16 protein-coding genes are annotated in these 17,109 nt (G+C 73.1%); 4 read left to right on the top strand and 12 right to left on the bottom strand.

The genetic code is table 11. From position 1 onward, the window contains the following. Positions 1-2 precede the first annotated feature (2 nt). The 11 genes from NMK34_RS29755 to NMK34_RS29805 form a co-directional block, all read right to left on the bottom strand. Positions 3-278 carry an acyl carrier protein gene (locus NMK34_RS29755; protein ID WP_318336086.1) on the bottom strand — a complete coding sequence of 92 codons (276 nt, stop codon included), beginning with the start codon at positions 276-278 and terminating at the stop codon, positions 3-5. A 34-nt stretch (positions 279-312) separates the two neighbouring features. Next, the gene (lysA, locus tag NMK34_RS29760; RefSeq protein ID WP_318336087.1) at positions 313-1,569 is read right to left on the bottom strand and encodes a diaminopimelate decarboxylase; all 1,257 of its coding nucleotides are present in this window, start codon (positions 1,567-1,569) and stop codon (positions 313-315) included. Then, complete coding sequence (locus NMK34_RS29765; RefSeq protein ID WP_318336088.1) at positions 1,566-2,945, bottom strand: ATP-grasp domain-containing protein; 1,380 nt, start codon at positions 2,943-2,945, stop codon at positions 1,566-1,568. The genes lysA and NMK34_RS29765 overlap by 4 nt, the downstream gene beginning before the upstream one ends. Positions 2,946-2,954: 9 nt before the next feature. Continuing rightward, positions 2,955-3,884, bottom strand: coding sequence for a ketoacyl-ACP synthase III family protein (locus NMK34_RS29770; protein WP_318336089.1), 930 nt, complete (start codon positions 3,882-3,884; stop codon positions 2,955-2,957). Then, the gene (locus tag NMK34_RS29775) at positions 3,881-4,153 is read right to left on the bottom strand and encodes an acyl carrier protein (protein ID WP_228533073.1); all 273 of its coding nucleotides are present in this window, start codon (positions 4,151-4,153) and stop codon (positions 3,881-3,883) included. The genes NMK34_RS29770 and NMK34_RS29775 overlap by 4 nt, the downstream gene beginning before the upstream one ends. Continuing rightward, entirely contained in the window at positions 4,150-5,856 is a 1,707-nt protein-coding gene (locus NMK34_RS29780; protein WP_318336090.1) for an acyl-CoA dehydrogenase family protein, read from the bottom strand. The genes NMK34_RS29775 and NMK34_RS29780 overlap by 4 nt, the downstream gene beginning before the upstream one ends. Then, complete coding sequence (locus tag NMK34_RS29785) at positions 5,856-7,577, bottom strand: acyl-CoA dehydrogenase family protein (protein ID WP_318336091.1); 1,722 nt, start codon at positions 7,575-7,577, stop codon at positions 5,856-5,858. Before NMK34_RS29785 ends, NMK34_RS29780 begins: the two co-directional genes overlap by 1 nt. Before the next feature lies 1 nt (position 7,578). After that, positions 7,579-9,351: a fatty acyl-AMP ligase gene (locus tag NMK34_RS29790; protein ID WP_318336092.1), complete on the bottom strand. Its 1,773-nt coding sequence runs from the start codon at positions 9,349-9,351 to the stop codon at positions 7,579-7,581. A gap of 115 nt (positions 9,352-9,466) precedes the next feature. After that, positions 9,467-10,621, bottom strand: coding sequence for a hypothetical protein (locus NMK34_RS29795; protein WP_318336093.1), 1,155 nt, complete (start codon positions 10,619-10,621; stop codon positions 9,467-9,469). Next, the gene (locus tag NMK34_RS29800; RefSeq protein ID WP_318336094.1) at positions 10,618-11,652 is read right to left on the bottom strand and encodes a Gfo/Idh/MocA family oxidoreductase; all 1,035 of its coding nucleotides are present in this window, start codon (positions 11,650-11,652) and stop codon (positions 10,618-10,620) included. The genes NMK34_RS29795 and NMK34_RS29800 overlap by 4 nt, the downstream gene beginning before the upstream one ends. After that, a complete protein-coding gene (locus NMK34_RS29805) occupies positions 11,649-12,926 on the bottom strand; it encodes an aspartate aminotransferase family protein (protein WP_318336095.1) in 1,278 nt (425 codons plus the stop codon). The genes NMK34_RS29800 and NMK34_RS29805 overlap by 4 nt, the downstream gene beginning before the upstream one ends. Positions 12,927-13,194: 268 nt before the next feature. Here NMK34_RS29805 and NMK34_RS29810 point away from each other — a divergent pair, with 268 nt between their 5' ends. The 4 genes from NMK34_RS29810 to NMK34_RS29825 all read left to right on the top strand — a co-directional run bounded on the left by NMK34_RS29810 (position 13,195) and on the right by NMK34_RS29825 (position 16,309). After that, the gene (locus tag NMK34_RS29810) at positions 13,195-14,019 is read left to right on the top strand and encodes an inositol monophosphatase (RefSeq protein ID WP_318336096.1); all 825 of its coding nucleotides are present in this window, start codon (positions 13,195-13,197) and stop codon (positions 14,017-14,019) included. Beyond that, the gene (locus NMK34_RS29815; protein ID WP_318336097.1) at positions 14,016-14,750 is read left to right on the top strand and encodes a sulfotransferase; all 735 of its coding nucleotides are present in this window, start codon (positions 14,016-14,018) and stop codon (positions 14,748-14,750) included. Before NMK34_RS29810 ends, NMK34_RS29815 begins: the two co-directional genes overlap by 4 nt. A gap of 28 nt (positions 14,751-14,778) precedes the next feature. After that, complete coding sequence (locus tag NMK34_RS29820; RefSeq protein ID WP_318336098.1) at positions 14,779-15,531, top strand: hypothetical protein; 753 nt, start codon at positions 14,779-14,781, stop codon at positions 15,529-15,531. Between the two features lie 97 nt (positions 15,532-15,628). Continuing rightward, entirely contained in the window at positions 15,629-16,309 is a 681-nt protein-coding gene (locus NMK34_RS29825; RefSeq protein WP_167796949.1) for a LuxR C-terminal-related transcriptional regulator, read from the top strand. Positions 16,310-16,384: 75 nt separating this feature from the next. On the opposite strand, the gene NMK34_RS29830 is transcribed toward NMK34_RS29825, so the two are convergent. Beyond that, on the bottom strand, positions 16,385-17,056 hold the full coding sequence (locus tag NMK34_RS29830; protein WP_318336099.1) for a LuxR C-terminal-related transcriptional regulator: 672 nt from the start codon (positions 17,054-17,056) through the stop codon (positions 16,385-16,387). Between the last annotated feature and the right edge of the window lie 53 nt (positions 17,057-17,109).

A 17,109-nucleotide genomic window follows, 5' to 3' on the forward strand; every position in this document is an offset into this window, starting at 1 on the left:
CGTCAGGCCAGGCCCTGCTCGATGACGTAGTCGGCGAGCGTGGCGACCGACTCGAAGTGGTGTTGCTCCAGCGTGTCCGAGTCGATCACGACGTTCAGCCGGTCCTCGATGTGCATGAGCAGTTCGAGGACGTTCGTCGAGTCCAGCCCGAGTTCGTCCATCAGCCGGGTCTGCTCGGTCACCTGGACCGAGTCGCGGTTCAGCACCGCGACGACGGCGTCGATCATGTGGTCGACGACCGCGGCGCGGTCGACTGTGGCTTCCGAAGCCATGGTCATGGCGGGCCTCCTGTATGCCGGTCGGGATGGGTTGTCAGTCGAGGATCTGCGGGCCGAGCAGGTCCTCGACGGTGTCGCGGCGGCGGACCAGGCGGGCCCGGCCGCCGTCCACCAGCACCTCGGCCGGGTGGCCGTGGCTGAGGAAGAGCACCGGTGAGGCGCTCGGGCCGTACGCGCCGGAGCGCAGCACGCCGACCAGGTCGCCCGGCCGCAGCTCGGGCAGTTCCACGTTGCGGCCGACGGTGTCGTTCGGCGTGCACAGCGGGCCGGTGACGTTCCAGGGGCCGGCGTCCGTGCCGGCCCGGTTGAGCAGCCGCATCGGGAAGTTGCGCTTCACGTAGGAGCCGATGCCGACGGCCGCCATGTGGTGGTTCGTGCCGCCGTCGGTGACCGCGAAACGCTCCCCCATCGAACTCTTCACGTACCGCACCCGGGTGACGTAGGTGCCGCACGGCGCGGCCAGGTACCGGCCGAGTTCCAGCAGCAGCCGGGCCCCGGGGTGCGCGGCGTGGAACGTCTCGACCACCGGGTTGAGCAGGCCGGCGACCGCAGCCGGGTCGAGGTCCGGTTCGCCGGGGAAGTAGGCCACCCCGAGGCCACCGCCCACGTCGACGGCCTCCAGCACGAAGTCCAGCCGCTCGGCGAGCCGCTCGGCCAGGTCGATGATCCGGCGGGCGTTCTCGGCGACCACCTCGGGATCGAGGATGCGGGTGCCCAGGTAGGCGTGCACGCCCAGGACGCGTACCCCGGGATGGTTCTTGACCAGGTCGGCCTCGTCGAAGAGCTGCTGCTCGTCGATCCCGAACTGGCGCGGTTTGCCGCCCATGGTGAGGCCGGAGCCCTTGACCGCGAAGCTCGGGTTGACCCGAAGCATCACCGGTGCGATGACGCCCCGCTCCCGGGCCAGCTCGTCGATCGTCGCCAGTTCCCCGAACGACTCGCAGACCAGCGCGAAGACGCCCTCGGACAGACACGCCTCGAGTTCGGCGCGGCTCTTGCCGGGGCCGAGGAAGATGATGTCGCCCGGGGCCACCCCGGCGGCGAGTGCGGTACGCAGCTCCACCATCGACGACACCTCCGCCCGGGCGCCCTGCGCGCCGAGCAGCGCGCAGACGGCCACGTTCGGGTTGGCCTTCAGCGAGTAGAAGATCTCCATCGCCGGGTGCAGCCGCTCACGCAGGCCCAGGTACTGCCCGCGCAGGCTGTCCCCGTCGTACACGTAGAGGGGCGTGCCGAACCGCTCGGCCAGTTCGGACATGGCCACGCCCTGGATCGTCACTTCTCCGGTCACCGTCGTGTTCCTTCCGCCACGGCCGCCAGGCGGCCCGCGATCTCGGCGTCCATCGCCGTCAGCTCGTCGGCCGTCCGCGCGGTCAGCAGGCCGTACAGCCGGCCGTCCGCAGCTCCCGCGCCCTCCCGCACCAGGGCGTTCACCGTCGAGAAGTTCTGCACCACCATCCCGGCCCCACCGGCGGCGCTCAGCAGCCACGGGCCGAGCCCGTCGCGGACCTCACCGAAGCGCAGCGGCCGTGCCAGGCGCAGCGGGTACTGCCGGGCCAGCGCGTACCAGCCCGCCGGCACCAGGTGTTCCTGGAGACCGACCTGGTAGGTCGACATGTTGTGCCGCGCGTTGATCTCCACGACCGGGTAGACGCCGCCCTCCGGGTCGAGCATCGCGTCCACCCCGACCACGCCGTGGTAGCCGTCGCGGGCCAGCCGGGCGCCGAGCACCGCGGCGCTGTGCGTCACTACCTCGAGCTGCCGTGCGGTCAGCCCGGCCGGCATCCGGTGACCCTTGTGTACGCCGTTGGCGGTGACCGCCTCCTTGACGAAGTCGAAGTGCACCCCGCCGTCGCGGAACACGGTGAACTGGTAGTTGAGATCGACTGTCTTGGCGACCCACTCCTCCACCAGCAGCGCCAGCCGCCGATCGCCGGAACGGTCGGCCCGGCGGCGCAGCGTCCGGTGGATCTGGTCCAGCCGCGCCGCGTCCCGGATCAGCAGCAGGCCCTTGCCGGACACCCCGTACGAGTCCTTGAGCACCACCGGCCGCCCCGCAGCGAGCAGAGCGCGGGCGTGTTCGACCGCCTCGTCCAGTTCCTCGACGGTCTCGCAGATCCAGCCCGTGGACTGGCGCAGCCCCAGCTCGCTGGCGATCCGCCGGCTGTAGATCTTGCCGTTGACGGCCTTGCAGACCGCCGCCGGCGACCCGGCCAGCGTGACACCGGTCAGCGCGGCCAGCGCCTCCTCGTCGGCGGAGACCCCGTGCGGGACGATCGCGGCGGCCCCGGCCAGGGCGGACAACCGGGCCAGCAGAGCCGGGCTGTCCAGCGCGTCCTGGGTCACCGTGCGGTGCGGATCCTGGCGGTCGGTGGTCAGCACATGCGGCAGGGCCGCCCCGAGCGTCTCCAGATGGGCCAGGTGCTCCGGGTCCGGCCGGTCCTTGAGCACCACGTAGTCGTCCGGACCGGCCAGCAGCAGGGCGAACTCGTCCATCCGGTTCACCATCGCGTCACCCGCGGTCAGCGCGATGCGGGGCAGGCCCGGCTCGTCACCGCCCCACCGCTGCTCGACCTCGAAGTTGCCGAGGAACACCAGGGGGGTCTCGTCGGTGCCCAGCAACGCCGTCCGCAGCCGTCTGACGAAGGGTTCCCGTGTCGTCGTCATAGCGTCCTATCAGTGCTCGAAGACCGCGGCGGCGAAGGTCGACCCCAGCCCGACCGCGGCCATCAGGTAGCGGTCGCCGGGCCGAAGCCGGCCCAGTTCGCGGGCCGCGACATAGTTGAGGAAGGAGTCGGCGCAGAAGCAGTGGCCGGTGACCGGCATGTTGTCCAGGAACAGGCGCTCCACCGGGATCCCGACCTTGCGCGCCACCCGCACCCAGGACACCCGGTTCACGTTGTGCGGCAACACCACGTCCAGGTCGGCGACGGTGATCCCGGCGCGCGCCACCGCCGCGAGGATCACCTCGGCGAGCGCGTCCGGATAGCGTTGCTGGAACTCCAGGGACATCGCCGCGGTCAGGGACAGCCCGGCGTTGAACTCGCCGTGCATGGCCGAGGCGTACGACAGCAGCCGGTCGCGCCGGCCCGTGCCGACCAGGACGGCGGCGCAGCCCTCCCCCATCAGCGCCGTGCCCGGGATCATCCGGGCCGACGGGGTGAACGCCTTCTCACCGACGAAGACCAGGGCCAGCGCGCCGGGCTCGCCGTCCTCGGCGAGCAGCCGGCCGGCCATCTCGACGGCGAGCAGCCCGGACGCGCAGGCGTGCTGGGTGACCGCGAAGGCCCGCGCGTGCCGCAGGCCGAGGGCCCGCACCACGTCGTGCAGCGGATCCTCGGGGTACGGCGCGATCGCCTGCAGGGTCCGGGCCTGCACCACGTACCGGACCTGGGACTCGCGGCCGCGCAGCTCGGACAGTTTCGCCGCGGCGTTGAGCATCAGGTCGGTGATCGTGCCGGTCGGTTCCCGCAGCACCTCGGCCAGCCCGTAGTACCGGCGGAACATCCGGACCTGGGTGTCGGTCAGCCCCAGCTCACCGGCCAGCGACTCGATCGGCACCCGTTCCGGCGGCAGGTAGGCGGAGACCGCTTCGAGGGCGGTCACGTCCCGGCGTCCAGCGGCAGGCCGGACAGGTACTCGGTGAGCGCGTCGATGCTCGGGTGGTCCCACACGATCGTCGGTTCCAGGGGCATCCCGAGGTGGTCCTCGATCTCACCGCAGAGCGCGAGCGCGTACACCGAGTCGAGGCCCAGGTCGGCCAGGGGCGTGGCGGTGTCGATGGTGGCCGGATCCCGGTTGGTGAAGTCGGCGACGCGGTCCCGCAGCCACGGACGGAGCTGTCCGGCGGCCCGGTGGTTCGGCAAGATGGTCAATTCCGGCTCCTTGGAAGGTCGGGCAGCACGCCGTCGGACAGGTCGAAGGCCCGGCCGGCGGCGTACCGGCGGGCGAGCTCCGCGTGGATCGGGCCGGCCAGCGCGGCCGGCAGCGACCGGGACGTGCCGTCCAGCTCGTCGGCCAGCCGCAGCAGGGCCGCCGTCACCCAGGCCGGGTCGGCCAGGAAGGTCCCCGGGTGGCGCTGCTCGGCCAGCCAGAGGTTCAGGCAGGTGGCGGCGGTCAGCACCGTGGTGTAGCGGGCGGTCAGGTCGAGGGCCGCCGGGTCGCCGCCGATCGCCAGGTCCGCCGGGCGGAGGCCGAGCGCCGCCGCACGCAGCCGGGCCAGCTCGGCGGTGAAGCGCCGGACCAGTCCGCGCAGCCGCTCGTCGCCGGCCGGCATCGCCTCGGCGGCGGCGAGCAACTGCGCCGTGAGCGGGTCGGCCGTCGAGGCGATCCGCAGCCGGTCGAACGGCAGGGCCGGGAGATCGGCGTCCAGGTCGTACAGGGCGGGCGGTGGCTCCTGGCCGGTCGTCCAGGAGCGCCGGGCCAGCCGGGGGAGCTGAGGGAGGACGGTGGCCAGGCAGGCGACCCGGGCCGCGTGCCCGAATCCCGCCGGCGCCAGGTCGCGCTGCAACTTCTGGAAGATGCCGTACTCGCCGGTGCGCAGGTAGCTCTGCGCGCCGAGCAGCTCACCGAGCCGGGTCATGGCGCGGATGGACCGGCCGGACACGACGTACTTGACGGCCGAGGCGTACGCGTTGGTGTCCTCGGGCAGCAGGTGCACGGCGCGGGCGACTGTGGTGGACAGGCAGTCGGCGATCAGCAGATCCGTGAACGCCTCGGCCAGTGCGGTACGGACCACCGGCATGGCGCCCACCGGCCGTCCGCGCAGCCACCGGTCCTCGCCGAACCGCAGCACCGCGCGCAGGCCGGTGTCCAGCACGCCCAGCGTCATCGCCGGCAGCCCGGTCCGGGTGAGCTGGAACGAGCGCAGCGCGACCTCCATGGCCGAGCCGAGCGGCCCGAGTGCCACGCCCGCGTCGACCGGGCACCGGTCCAGCTCGATCCCGCCGAGCTGCACCCCGCGCATCCCGCTGCTGGGGAACCGTGGCAGATACCGCAGCGCGCCCGGCGGCAGCACGTCCTTCTCCACGAACAACTGGGTGTGGCTGCGGCCACCGGCCGCGTCCGAGGTACGACTGAAGATCACCATCGCGCTGCACCGCTGCGCGTTGGTGACCACCTCCTTGCGGCCGGTGAGCAGCAGTTCGCCAGGCCGCCCCGGGTCGGCCCGGAAGTCCACCCGGGCGAAGTCGTTGCCGTGTGCCAGCTCGTGGTAGACGGACGCCACCCGACGGCCGGAGAGCAGCAGCTCCGCCAGCCGTCGCTGCTGGGCCTCGTCGCCGCCGGCCCACACGTTTACCGAGGCGATGAACGAGCTGGCGCCGTAACCGAGGCCCAGGCAGGGGTCCCGCCGGAACACCGAGCGCATCGTCCGGATCAGCCGGTCCAGGCCGCTCATCCGGCCGCCGTGGGCGACCGGTACGAACTCGGCGTTGAGTCCGAAGTCGTCGAGCGCCAGCTCACCGTCGGCGAACATCTCCTGCCGCTCGTCGGCCGCCAGCACGGCCCGGTTCCCGAGGGGGTTCGCCGGATCCCACGGATCACCGAAGCGACTCTCCAGATCCCGCACCGTGGTCATCACGCCTCCCCGGCGCCGTCGAGGTCGAGCACCGAGGGGCGACGGTCCGGGGCGAGGGACGCGTACACCCGGTCGTAGCTCTCGGGATGGTCCGGCGCGGCGCCGAGGCGGTGCAGCACCCAGGTCAGCGCCGCGTCGAGCCACAGCCCGTCCGCCCACAGCGGGTCGGCCCCGGCGTGCTCGTGGTTGTGCAGCCACAGGTGCACCGCGCTCGCGCCGGCCACGCACAGCTCGTACCGGTGGGCCAGGTCGTAGGCGGCGGGTGCCACGTCGTGCGGCCGTGGGCGGTACCCGGCGAGTTCGGTGTGCAGCAGCTCGGTCGCGGCCAGGAGCGCCTCGGCCCGGGCCGCCGGGCCGCCGGCCGCGCGGACGGCCGGTACCGCCGCGGCCAGCCCGCGCAACGGCAGGCACCCGCGTCCGGCTGCCAGCGAGATCCGGTCCGGGTCCAGTTCGGGCACCGGCACCCGCAGGTCGGCCAGCGACCGCAGCCGGGCCACGTCCACCGGGTCGCCGGGCCAGCCCCGCGCCAGTTGCGGGAACTGGTTGATCAGCGCGTTGCGGTTGACCGGGGTGCTGCCGTCGAAGATCCCGACGATCCGGTGGTCCCGCTCCACCTTCTGGAAGCGTCCGTAGTCCGGGATGCCGGTCAGGAACGCACGGGCGCCGAGCTGCTCACCGCACCCACCGATCAGTTCGTCGGTGAGCGCCGGCACGAAGGCCTTGAGCACCGGGGCGAGCACGCCCAGTTCCTCGGTCTCCGCCGTCGCCGCCCGGCTGACCAGGGCGGTCACCGCCTCGGCCAGGAACAGCATGGTGTGCAGCCGGCCCACCCCGCGCCGCAGGTACGGCACGTCGGCCAGCCGCCGCCCGTACAGCCGGCGGTCGGTCAGGTATCGCCGGACCAGCGCCAGCGCGTGGTCGGCGGCACCGAGCGACAGCGCGGCGCAGGTGGTACGCGTCAGTTGCAGGGCGCGCAGCACCGTCTCCAGCCCGGCGCCACGCGCACCGACCAGCGCCGTCTCCGGCACCCACGCGTCGTCGAGGGCGATCCCGCTGATGTCGGCGCCCCGGATGCCGTGGGTCGGTTCCCCGGGCAGGCACCGGTACGAGCGCGCGGGAAGCTCCCGCTTGTCCGCGAGCAGCACGGTGAACCCACGTGGCCCGCCGTCCGGGTCGGTCCGCGCCAGCAGGCACACCACACCCGCCCGGGTGGCGTTGTTGATCAGCCATTTCGTTCCGGTCACCCGGTACCCGCCGTCGCTCCGGACCGCCGCGACCTCGCCGCCGAGCAGGTCGCTGCCGTGACCCGGTTCGGTGAGCGCCCAGCAGACGGGCACCCCGGCCAGGACCGTGCCGGCGAGCGCGCGGGCCTGCGCCAGGTCCGCCTCGTCGCGTGGCGACCGGGCCCAGACCGAGGCCGCGCCGAGGAACGTCTTGCCGTGTCCGATGGCCGTGGTCAGATCCCGGCGCGCGACCACCCGCAGAACCTGGACCAGGGTGTCGAAGCCGCGCAGTTCACCGCCGTACGCGGCCGGGACGTAGTGCGCCGGCAGGCCGAGCCGGTCCAGGTGCGCGCAGATCTCCGCCGGGAACGACTCGCTCTCGTCCGCGGCGGCGACCCGGGCGTGGTTGAAGACGACGTCGGCGTCGTCCGGATCGCCCAGCCGCTCGTCGAGGTGCCGGGCCACGGCAGCGGCCAGGGGCAGTGTGGGCGCGGCCATCTCAGGCCCGCACCGGGTCGCCGGTCCGGCGTGCGGCCCGCACGCCGTCGGTGAGTTCCTCGTGCTCGGCGCCGAGGGCACCGGTCAGGAACAGCATCCGGGCCAGGCCGCGCTGGATCTTGCCGCTGGTGGTGCGCGGCACCGTGCCGGGGCGGACCAGCACCACGCTGACCGCGCCGGTCCCGAACTCCCGGGACAGCACGTGGCGGACGGCGGTGACCACGGCGGCGCGGGCCGCCGGGTCGAGGGACCGGGCCCGGCACTCCTGCACCACCACCAGTTCCTCGTGCGGCACCTCGACGGTGAAGGCGGCACCGACACCCCGGGACAGGCTCTCGTCCACGGCGCGCACCGTCACCTCGATGTCGTGCGGGTACAGGTTGCGGCCGTTGACGATCAGCAGTTCCTTGATCCGGCCGGTCACGTAGAGCTGGCCGTCGCGCAGCAGGCCCAGGTCCCCGGTACGCAGGAAGCCGCCCTCGCCGTCGGCCAGCTCGTTGCCGAACACCTCCCGGGTCGCCTCCGGGTTGGCCCAGTAGCCCCGCGCCACGCTGGTGCCGCGCAGCCAGATCTCGCCGATCCGGTCGGGCGGTTGCGGCAGCCGGGTGGCGGGGTCGACGATCCTGATGTCGAACTCCGGGGTGGACTCGCCGCTGCTGACCAGTTCCCGCACCGGCTCCGGGTGACCGGCTCCGACCGGTGTCACGATGTTCCGTTCCAGTTCCTCGGCGTCGACGGTGAGCACCACCGGCGGGCGGCCGATGGTGGCGCCGCTGACGCTGAGCGTGATCTCGGCCAGGCCGTACCCGGGGCACATGGCGTCCGGCCGCAGCCCGGCGGCGGCGAATCGGCTGCCGAACGCGGCCAGGGTGGCCGCCTGCACCGGTTCCGAGCCGTTCACCGCGCGCTTCCAGCGGGACAGGTCGACGCCGGCGATCTGCTCGTCGGTGATCCGCCGGGTGCACAGGTCGTACGCGAAGTTCGGTGCCGGGGAGATCTCGATGTCGTGCCGGTCGATCAGCCGGAGCCAGGTGCCGGGGCGCTTGAGGAACGTCGTGGCCGACATCCCGACGCTGCAACCGCCCCGCGAGAGCGGGGCCAGCAACTGCCCGATCAGGCCGAAGTCGTGGTACATGGGCAGCCATCCGCCGACGCGGACGCCCTCGCCGCCACCGAGGATCTCGTTGAACGCCCGCAGGTTGGGCAGCAGGTTCGCGTGGTCCACCACGACGCCCTTGGGGTCGCTGGTGGAGCCGGAGGTGTACTGCAGGAAGGCGATGGTGGACCCGTCGACGGCCGGCCGCCGCCATGCCGTCGCCCGTTCCAGGGGGACGTCGTCGAAGGCCAGGCACGGTACGTCGGACAGCCCGCACTCGGCCGCCCAGTCGCGGACCGCGTCGAGAGCCGCGGCGTCGGTGACCACCGCGGCCACCTGGGCGTTGTGCGCGATGCCGGCGAGCCGGTCCCGTTGCCGGCGATATCCGTCCGGCAGCGGGGCCGGGACCGGGATCGCACCGGCGTGCTGGACGCCGAGGAAGTTCTCGGCGAAGGCGGTGCCGGGCTCGTTCAGCACGAGCACCCGGTCACCGGGGCGGACGGTGTCGGCGAGCAGCACGGCGATCTGCCGGGCCCGGGCGGCCAGGTCGGCCCACGACACCGTGCGCACCTCGGCGTCGCCCGATCCGGGGTCCGCGTCGAAGATCAGCGCCGGTCGCTCCGGGTGGACGGCGGCACGCTCCTGCAGCAGGTCGACGAACGTTTCGTGGTCGGGCATCAGGCGCTCCCCGCGGGTCGGTGACGTGCCGGACCCAGCGTCGCGCCGGATCCGGCATGTGCAGAAGGCTCGATCGAGCGGGCGGTTGGGGTAGCCGAACAGGTATGCCAGGCGGTCACGGCGTCTCCTGCCAGCCGCCGAGCCAGCCCTGCGCCACCCCGGCCAGGCCGATGGCGACCAGCGCCGCCCGTCGTTCCACGGTCAGGCCGGCGGCGTCCGGCTCGGCCAGGCCGGAGGTGATCCAACTGGTCATCGCGGCCTGGGCGAGCCCGGCACCGACGGCTGCCGGAGGCCAGACCCCGTCCGCCTCGCCACGGCGGACTGTCACCGCGTCCGCACCGAGCAGGTAACCGGCCGCCCACACCTCAAGGGCTAGTCGCCACTGCAGGCCCGAGGGCAGGCCGGTGACCCCGAGCAGGCGGTCGAACCCGTCCACCACCTGGTTCACGGTCAGCCCGACCAGACCGCAGTGATCGGCCCAGTACCAGCCGAAACCGTGCTCGACGGGTTCCCCGGTGCCGGGGCGCAGCGGCCGCAACAGGCACCGGCTGCGGTGCAGCTGCACGGTGTAGGGCAGCTTCTCGTCGGAGCGGCACCGCCGTGCCAGGGCCTCCTCGGCGCTCGCGCTGAACTGCCAGTACGTCGGCGACAGGACCGGCGCCGGCAGGAAGACGGTGGCGTGGAACCGGCCCGGATGCCCGACGATCGTCGGGTCGAACCGGTGGTCGACCAGGTGCGGCACGGTCCCGACGACCGGGATGCCGGCCTCCCGGCAGAACATCACCACCATCTCGTCGTCGTCCTTGACGTCGTCCGGGATGCCGGCCAGGTAGTCGGCCAGTTCCCGGGCCACCCGCACCGGCAGGACGAACCCCTGGGTGGGGGTCCACTCGAACAGCGACAGCGGCGCGAACGGCCAGCCGGCGATCACCGCGCGACGGACCAGGTACGAGTTCTGCGGGCTGTCCCAGTGCGAGTAGAGCGAGATGCCGTGTTCCGGGCGGGCCGCGATCGCGCGGTGGACCTGGGTGGCGAAGCTCCGGATCAGCCGGATGTCGTCCTGCAGCACCAGATGGTGGGTGGCGCCGTCGGCGACGGCGCGCCAGGCCACCTTGGCGGTACGCAACGGGCTGGGCACCCCGTCCGGGTCCGGATCGGTGACCACCCGGGCGGTCAGCGGGGCGCAGTCGCGCACCAGCGGTGGGATGCGCTCCCGCCGGCGCGGGTGGTGCATGATCGCCACGCTGAGCCGGATCTCGCCGGCCGTCACCGCGCTTCCGCGGCCGACAGACCGGCCGGCACGACCGGCTCCCCACCGCGGGTCGCCGACCGGTAGGCCGCCTCGATCAGCGCCGTCGTGGTGACGGCCTCCCGCATCGGCCGGTCCCAGCCGGTGCCCGCGGCGACCAGGCCGGCGAAGTCGGCGAACATGCCGGGGAACCACTCCTGGTGGGTCTGGTCCCGGTTCGGCGGGGCCAGGTCGGTGCGTTCCAGCCCGTCCGCCGTACGCACCTCGGCCATCCCGTCGTGCACGTCGGCGGCACCGTCCGGGCCGCTGACCAGGTAGCGGTTCGACCGGGTGTCACTGACCCAGCTCAGATCGATCTCGCAGGTCCCGCCGTCGCCGAACTCCAGGTCCAGCCGGGCGGCCACGTCCATCCCGCCGGCGGCGTCGCCGTCCGCCCACTGCGCGACGCAGGAGACCGTCCGGGGCGCCTCGCCGAAGAGCTGGGTGGCCATGTACGCGCAGTGCGTCCCGTGGTCGAGCATGATCCCGCCCCGGGCCACCGAGATGTCCCGGCGCCAGTCCGGTTGCCATCCGGGCACCCCGCGCGCGTGCGAGTCGCGGGCGATCCGGAACCGGGCCCGCAACGGGCCGCCGAGCCGTCCGCCGGCGACCGCGCCGGTGAGCACCCGCATCATCGGCGAGAAGCCGTAGTTGTGGGCGGGGTAGAGCAGCAGGCCCCGGTCCCGGGCCAGGTCGATCAGGTCGAGTGCCTCGTCGGTGCGTACCGCGACCGGCTTCTCGCAGATCACGTGCAGACCGGCGGCGAGCGCCTCGCGTTCCAGCTCGACGTGGTGGTTCGGTGGGGTGCAGATGTCGACGGCGTCCACCGGCTGGGCGGCGAGCAGCTCGGCCAGCGTGGGGTAGGTGGCCACGCCGGGGTCGAGCTGCCGGGCCCGGGCCCGCCGCTCCGGCGACGGGTCGAGCACCGCGACGACCCGGCCGGCGGTGACCGCACGGTAGGCGTGCAGCCGCCCTTCCCCGGCGGTGCCGAAACCGATGACGGCGATCCTCATGCCGGTACCTCCTCGAGGTGCTGGGGCGCCGCGCCGTCGATCAGGACGCGGCGGATGATCTCGACGGCCTGCTCGGCCAGCTCCGCGTCCACGTTCAGCGGTGGGTAGAGGCGCAGCGTGGTGCCCCCGGTCATCACCAGCACCCCGGCGTCGACCAACGCCAGGAACGTCTTCCGGAAGGTGTCCTTGTCCAGCGGCCGGCGGGACCGCTTGTCGGCGACCATCTCGATGCCGATCGCGAACCCGGCGCCCCGGACGTCGCCGACGAGCGGGGACTCGTCGACGAGCGGCTCCAGCGCGGCCAGCATCTCGGTGCCAAGCTTGCCCACACGGCTGGGCAGATCCTCGTCGACGAGCACGTCGGTGGTGGTGGCGACCGCCCGGCAGGCCAGCGGGAACGCGCCGAAGCTGGACGAGCTCGCGCTCGGGTCGGAGAAGGGGCTGGCGGCCATCAGATCCGCTGTGGAGATCACCCCGGTGACGGGGTATCCGGCGCCCATCCCCTTGCCGACGGTGAGGATGTCCGGCGTCACCTCGTCGCGCATGAAGGCGAACGGTTCACCGGTACGGCCGAACCCGGTCATCATCTCGTCGACGATCAGCAATGCGTCGAACTCGCCGGCGACCGAGGCCAGCGCGGTCAGGTAACCCGGTGGCGGCACCACGTTGCCCGACCGGCCCTGCACCGGCTCGACGACGAGCGCCGCCAGTGAGCCGGTGGAGTTCTCCTTGATGGTGTCCCGCACGGTCTCGACGCAGGCGTAGCCGCAGCTCGGGAACGTCATCTTCAGCGGGCAGTGGTAGCAGTTGGCGTACGGTGCGCTGAAATAGCCGGAGGGCAGCGGGCCGAGGCCGGTCCGCGCCCCCGCGGTGAGCGCCAGGCTGCCCAGCGTCTTGCCGTGGAAGCCGCCCCAGAACGACAGGAACTCGTGCTTGCCGGTGACCGACTTGGCCAGCCGCAGTGCCGCTTCCACCGCCTCGGTGCCGCCGCTGTAGAGCTGGATCCGGTCCAGCGGCGGCGGCAGGAACCCGCGCAGCGACTCGGCCATCGCCCGGCGGCCGGCCGACCCGAACGCGCCGGCCGGCGCGGTGGCCAGCTCGGCGGTGAGGGCGGCGATCAGGCGCGGGTTGGCGTGGCCGATCGAGTTGACCCCGCCGGCCCCCTGGAAGTCGATGATCTCGTTGCCGTCCACGTCGACCAGGACCGCGCCGGCGGCGGACTCGACGCACAACTGCGCCCAGAGCATGACCGCCTGCAGGCCGGGTCCGATCACCTCCTGCTCAGCGGCCCAGTGCCGGGCACCACGTGGCCGGTCGGGCGTACGCCCAAAACGTCGGCCGTCGCCTGAACTCTCTGCCATCGCTCCGCCTCTCGGGTGCGGCCGATCCACCGGTCACGCCGACCGCGGACCGCTTTCCGCCCATGCTCGGGATCCGGCGGCGGGCCCGGGAGCCTCCATCGGCCACGACGAATGGGCATGCCCGGACGGCTGACACGTCCGGGCAGCGCGGCACCGAGGCGGACGCGGTTAGCGTGGCGCCGTGACCAGCACCGTGCAGAACCTCATCGACGTGGCGGCGCAGTCCGCCGTGGACGCCGGCCGACTGGTCCGGCAGCGGTTCGGCGACCCGGTGGAGGTGTCCCGGAAGCAGGCGGCCCACGACGTCGTGACCGGGACCGACCTGGCCGCCGAGGCGTTGATCCGTGCCGCATTGGGTAGCGTCGGTGCGCGCTCGACGGTGGTGGGCGAGGAAGGCGGCCGGCCGGGCGGCACCCCGACCGAAGCGGACGATCCGGTGTGGCTCGTCGACCCGATCGACGGCACCTACAACTTCGTCCGGGGCATCCCGTTCTTCTGCGTGTCGATCGGCCTGCGGATCGCCGGTCGTACGGTGGGCGGCTGCGTCTACGACCCGCTGCGCGACGAGCTGTTCACCGCGGCGGACGGCCGAGCGTGGTTGAACGGCGCTCCGCTGCCCACGCGTAGCTCCGCGTCGTCGGCGCCGCCGCTCGTGCTGTGCGACATCCCGAACGCCGGGGGGCCGCCGTCCACCGCCGAGACCGACCTGCTGGCCGCCCTGCTCACCGCCGCCGCGGACGTGCGGCGGCTCGGTTCGTCCGCGCTGGCGCTGGCGTACGTGGCGGCGGGCCGCGCCGACGTGGCGGCCAACGCGGACGTCTACGACTGGGACACCGCTGCCGGGCGGGCGCTGGTAACCGCCACCGGTGGCGGTTACCTGAGTCATCCCGATCCGCTGCCGACCCGGCGGCGGGGCAGCTTCGTCGCATGGGCCCCCGCGTACGCGACCCTCGGCCGCGCGGTCGGTGAGGCCCTTCGCCCCGACAGCTTCGCGGAGGTCGTGTGACACGCCGGCGCTTTCTGATCATGGGCGGCCTGCACCGCAGCGGCACCACCCTGCTGGCCGCGCTGGTCGGCACCAATCCGACGGTGGCCGGGTTCCGGCAGACCGGCGCGCCGATGGACGAGGGCCAGTACCTGCAGACCGTCTGCCCCTACGACGAGCAGCACGGCGGCCCGGGGCGGTTCGCGTACGCGCCCGGAGCGCACATGACCGAGCACCACGAGCTGGCCGGCCCGGCCACCGCCCGGCTGCTGCGCGAGCAGTGGGGGCGCTACCTGGACCCCGGCCGCCCGGTGGTGCTGGAGAAGTCGCCGCCCAACCTGTTGCGCTTCCGGTTCTTCCAGCGGCTCTTCCCGGGCTCCCGGTTCGTGCTGGTCATGCGGCATCCGGTGGCGGTGGCGATGAGCACCCGGAAGTGGACGCCGGCGCTCACCGTGCGGCAGCTCGTCGAACACTGGCTGCACGCCCACGAGCTGGCCCGGGCCGACGCCGCCCACGTCGACGCGATGCTGACCGTCCGCTACGAGGACCTGATGGACGACCCGGACCGCACGTTGGGGGGCATCGCGGCCTTCGCCGGCCTTCCACCCGCCTTCGACGTCGGCGGCCTGGACCGGGACACGAACACCCGCTACCTGCAGGCCTGGCGGCAGGGCCCGGGGGCCGACGACGACCTCGCCGACCTCGCCGACCGGGTCGCACGGTACGGCTACCGGCTGCCCGCGCCCGCCTGAACCGGCTTCGTCTGAGAGGGGAGAACGGATGTCCCGGCTGCTCATCGTGCACGGCACCGGCGGGCCGCGGCGCTCCGACGACTCGGTCCGCCGGGAGTGGATCGGCTCCGTCGAGGACGGTCTGGCGCTGGCCGGCTATCCCGCGGCGGCGCCGGATGCCGCCCTGGTCAACCTCGACGCCCCGGACCGCCTACCGGCCGTCGGCGACAGCGATCCGGCCGCCGAGACCGCACTGCTGCGGCGCTGCTGGCAGGCCGCCACCTTCGACACCGAGGCCGGTGCGGAGCCGGTCGGCGTGGACGCGTTGGCCGGCCGGCTGGCCTGGTCCCGATACTTCTGCGGCCTGACCGCCGAGGAGCTGACCGGCACCCTGCGTCAGGTGCTGGCGTTCGCCACCGGCGCGGCGGCCGGGCATCCCGCGATCGACGCCGTACGCGCCGCGCTCACCCCGGACACCGAGATCGTGATCGGCCACTGCCTGGGCGGGGCGGCAGCCGCGCTGGCCCTCGCCGACGCCGGTGCCGCCGCTCCCGCGCTGATCACCCTGGGTGCACCGCATCCCCCGGCCGTGGGACCGCCCGCCTCCGGGCCGGCCTTCTGGGTGGATGTCGCCGACGTTCAGGACACGCTGCTCCTGGCGGCCGGGACCGGTCCGGCCGGCGTCACCGGGAGGGTGTCACTCGACTGCGACCCTCGGCTGCGCGGCGCTCGCAACTATCTGGCCTCGCCGGAGTTCGGCAAGGTGCTCGGCAGCCTGCTGGAGACGTGTGACGGCGGTTGACCTCCGGAGCATGTCCGGAACGAGACATGGTCCTGGAAGGGGTGTGCCGCCGTCCGTTTCGATGATTCGTGTGACTCCGAGTGAGAGGAGCGCGGTCATGACCGCGACGATCGTCGAACACCATCCGCACCGCGAGTCGGCAAGCCTGCGTATCGCACTCGTCATGATCAACGACATCCTGCGGGACGGTCTCAGCGTGGCACTGCGCGGCCTGGCCCTGACCACGTCCGTCCGTTCCTACCGCTCGATGCCCGAGTTGCTGACCGAGGCCGTCGACAAGCGACCGGAAGTGCTCGTCGTCAACGCGGCCGACGGCGTCGCGGGCATCGCGGCCGCCGGGCTGATCGCCCCGGAGAGCAAGATCGTCATGCTGATCCACGACGCCCACGCAGCCGAGGCGGTGCTGGCCGACGGTGTCGTGGTGGACGGCTTCCTGCTCCAGCAGGACCTGTCCGGTCGCACCTTGGAGAACGCGCTCCGGGCGATCATGACCGGTGAGGTGCCGATGCCCGCGGTCCTGGCGCAGCAGCTGCTGGCCCGGGCCGGCATCCGCCGTACGCCCTCGTCGATGGCGCCCATCAAGCTGACGCCGCGCGAGCACGAGACGTTGTTGCTGCTTGTCGAAGGGCTGAGCAACAAGCAGATCGCGCGACGCCTCAAGATCTCCGACCACGGCGCGAAGCGGCTGGTGGCAGGGGTGCTGCTCAAGCTCGGCTGCACCAATCGGACCTCGGCGGTGGTCACCGCCATCCGCTCCGGCCTGGTGGAGTGCGCGTAGCGCGGGCTTCCGCGCCGGCGCGCGGGACCACGAAGGTGGCGGCACCGGAAGCGGTGCCGCCACCTTCAGGGTTCCTCAGACCGCCTGTCGTAGCGGCGGCCGCTCGTAGAGGCCGTGCGCGGCCAGCTTGATGCCGAGTTCGAGCCGGCTCCGGGCACCCACCATCTGCATGATCTGCGTGACCTGCCGCTGGACGGTACGGGTGGACACGGCCAGCGCCCGCGCGACCACGTCGTCGGTGGCGCCGCCGGACAACCGCCGCAGCACGTCACGCTGCAACGGGTTGAGCCTGCCGTGCAGGTCGCTCACGTCCGCCCGCGCCTCGGACCAGTGGTGGTGGAAGATCGTCGTCAGCGCCTGCACAGCGGTCGGCGAGCGTACGGCCAGCGGTGACGCAGCCCCGCCCCGCGACACGATCGCCAGGTTGCGGTCCAGCACGACCATCAGAGTCGGCGAGTGCTTGCCGCTCCGCACGTCGGCCCGGACGCCCAGCAGGGCCCGCAGCCGGGCGCCCCGGTCCAGCAGTGTCTCCCCGGCCACCACTGCGCGCACCCGGGCCGCGCCGGACCACCCCGCCCGGTGCGGCCAGGCCCGGCCCGGCTCCTGATCGGACAGCAGCGCACAGTTGGCGGGTATCAGCGCGAGCACCTCGTCGCGCGCGGCTCTGATCACCCGCGCCGCCAGGCGCCAGCCCGCAGCCTCGGCCTCGACGGCCGCCGGCTTCGGTTCCACGGCTTCGTTCTGCATCAACTCTCCCCCGAGTTGCCGTCGCACGCACGTGGTCATGCGACAAGCGGACA

Origin of the sequence: Micromonospora sp. BRA006-A, from assembly GCF_033433935.1 — a bacterium.
Classification (GTDB): domain Bacteria; phylum Actinomycetota; class Actinomycetes; order Mycobacteriales; family Micromonosporaceae; genus Micromonospora; species Micromonospora aurantiaca.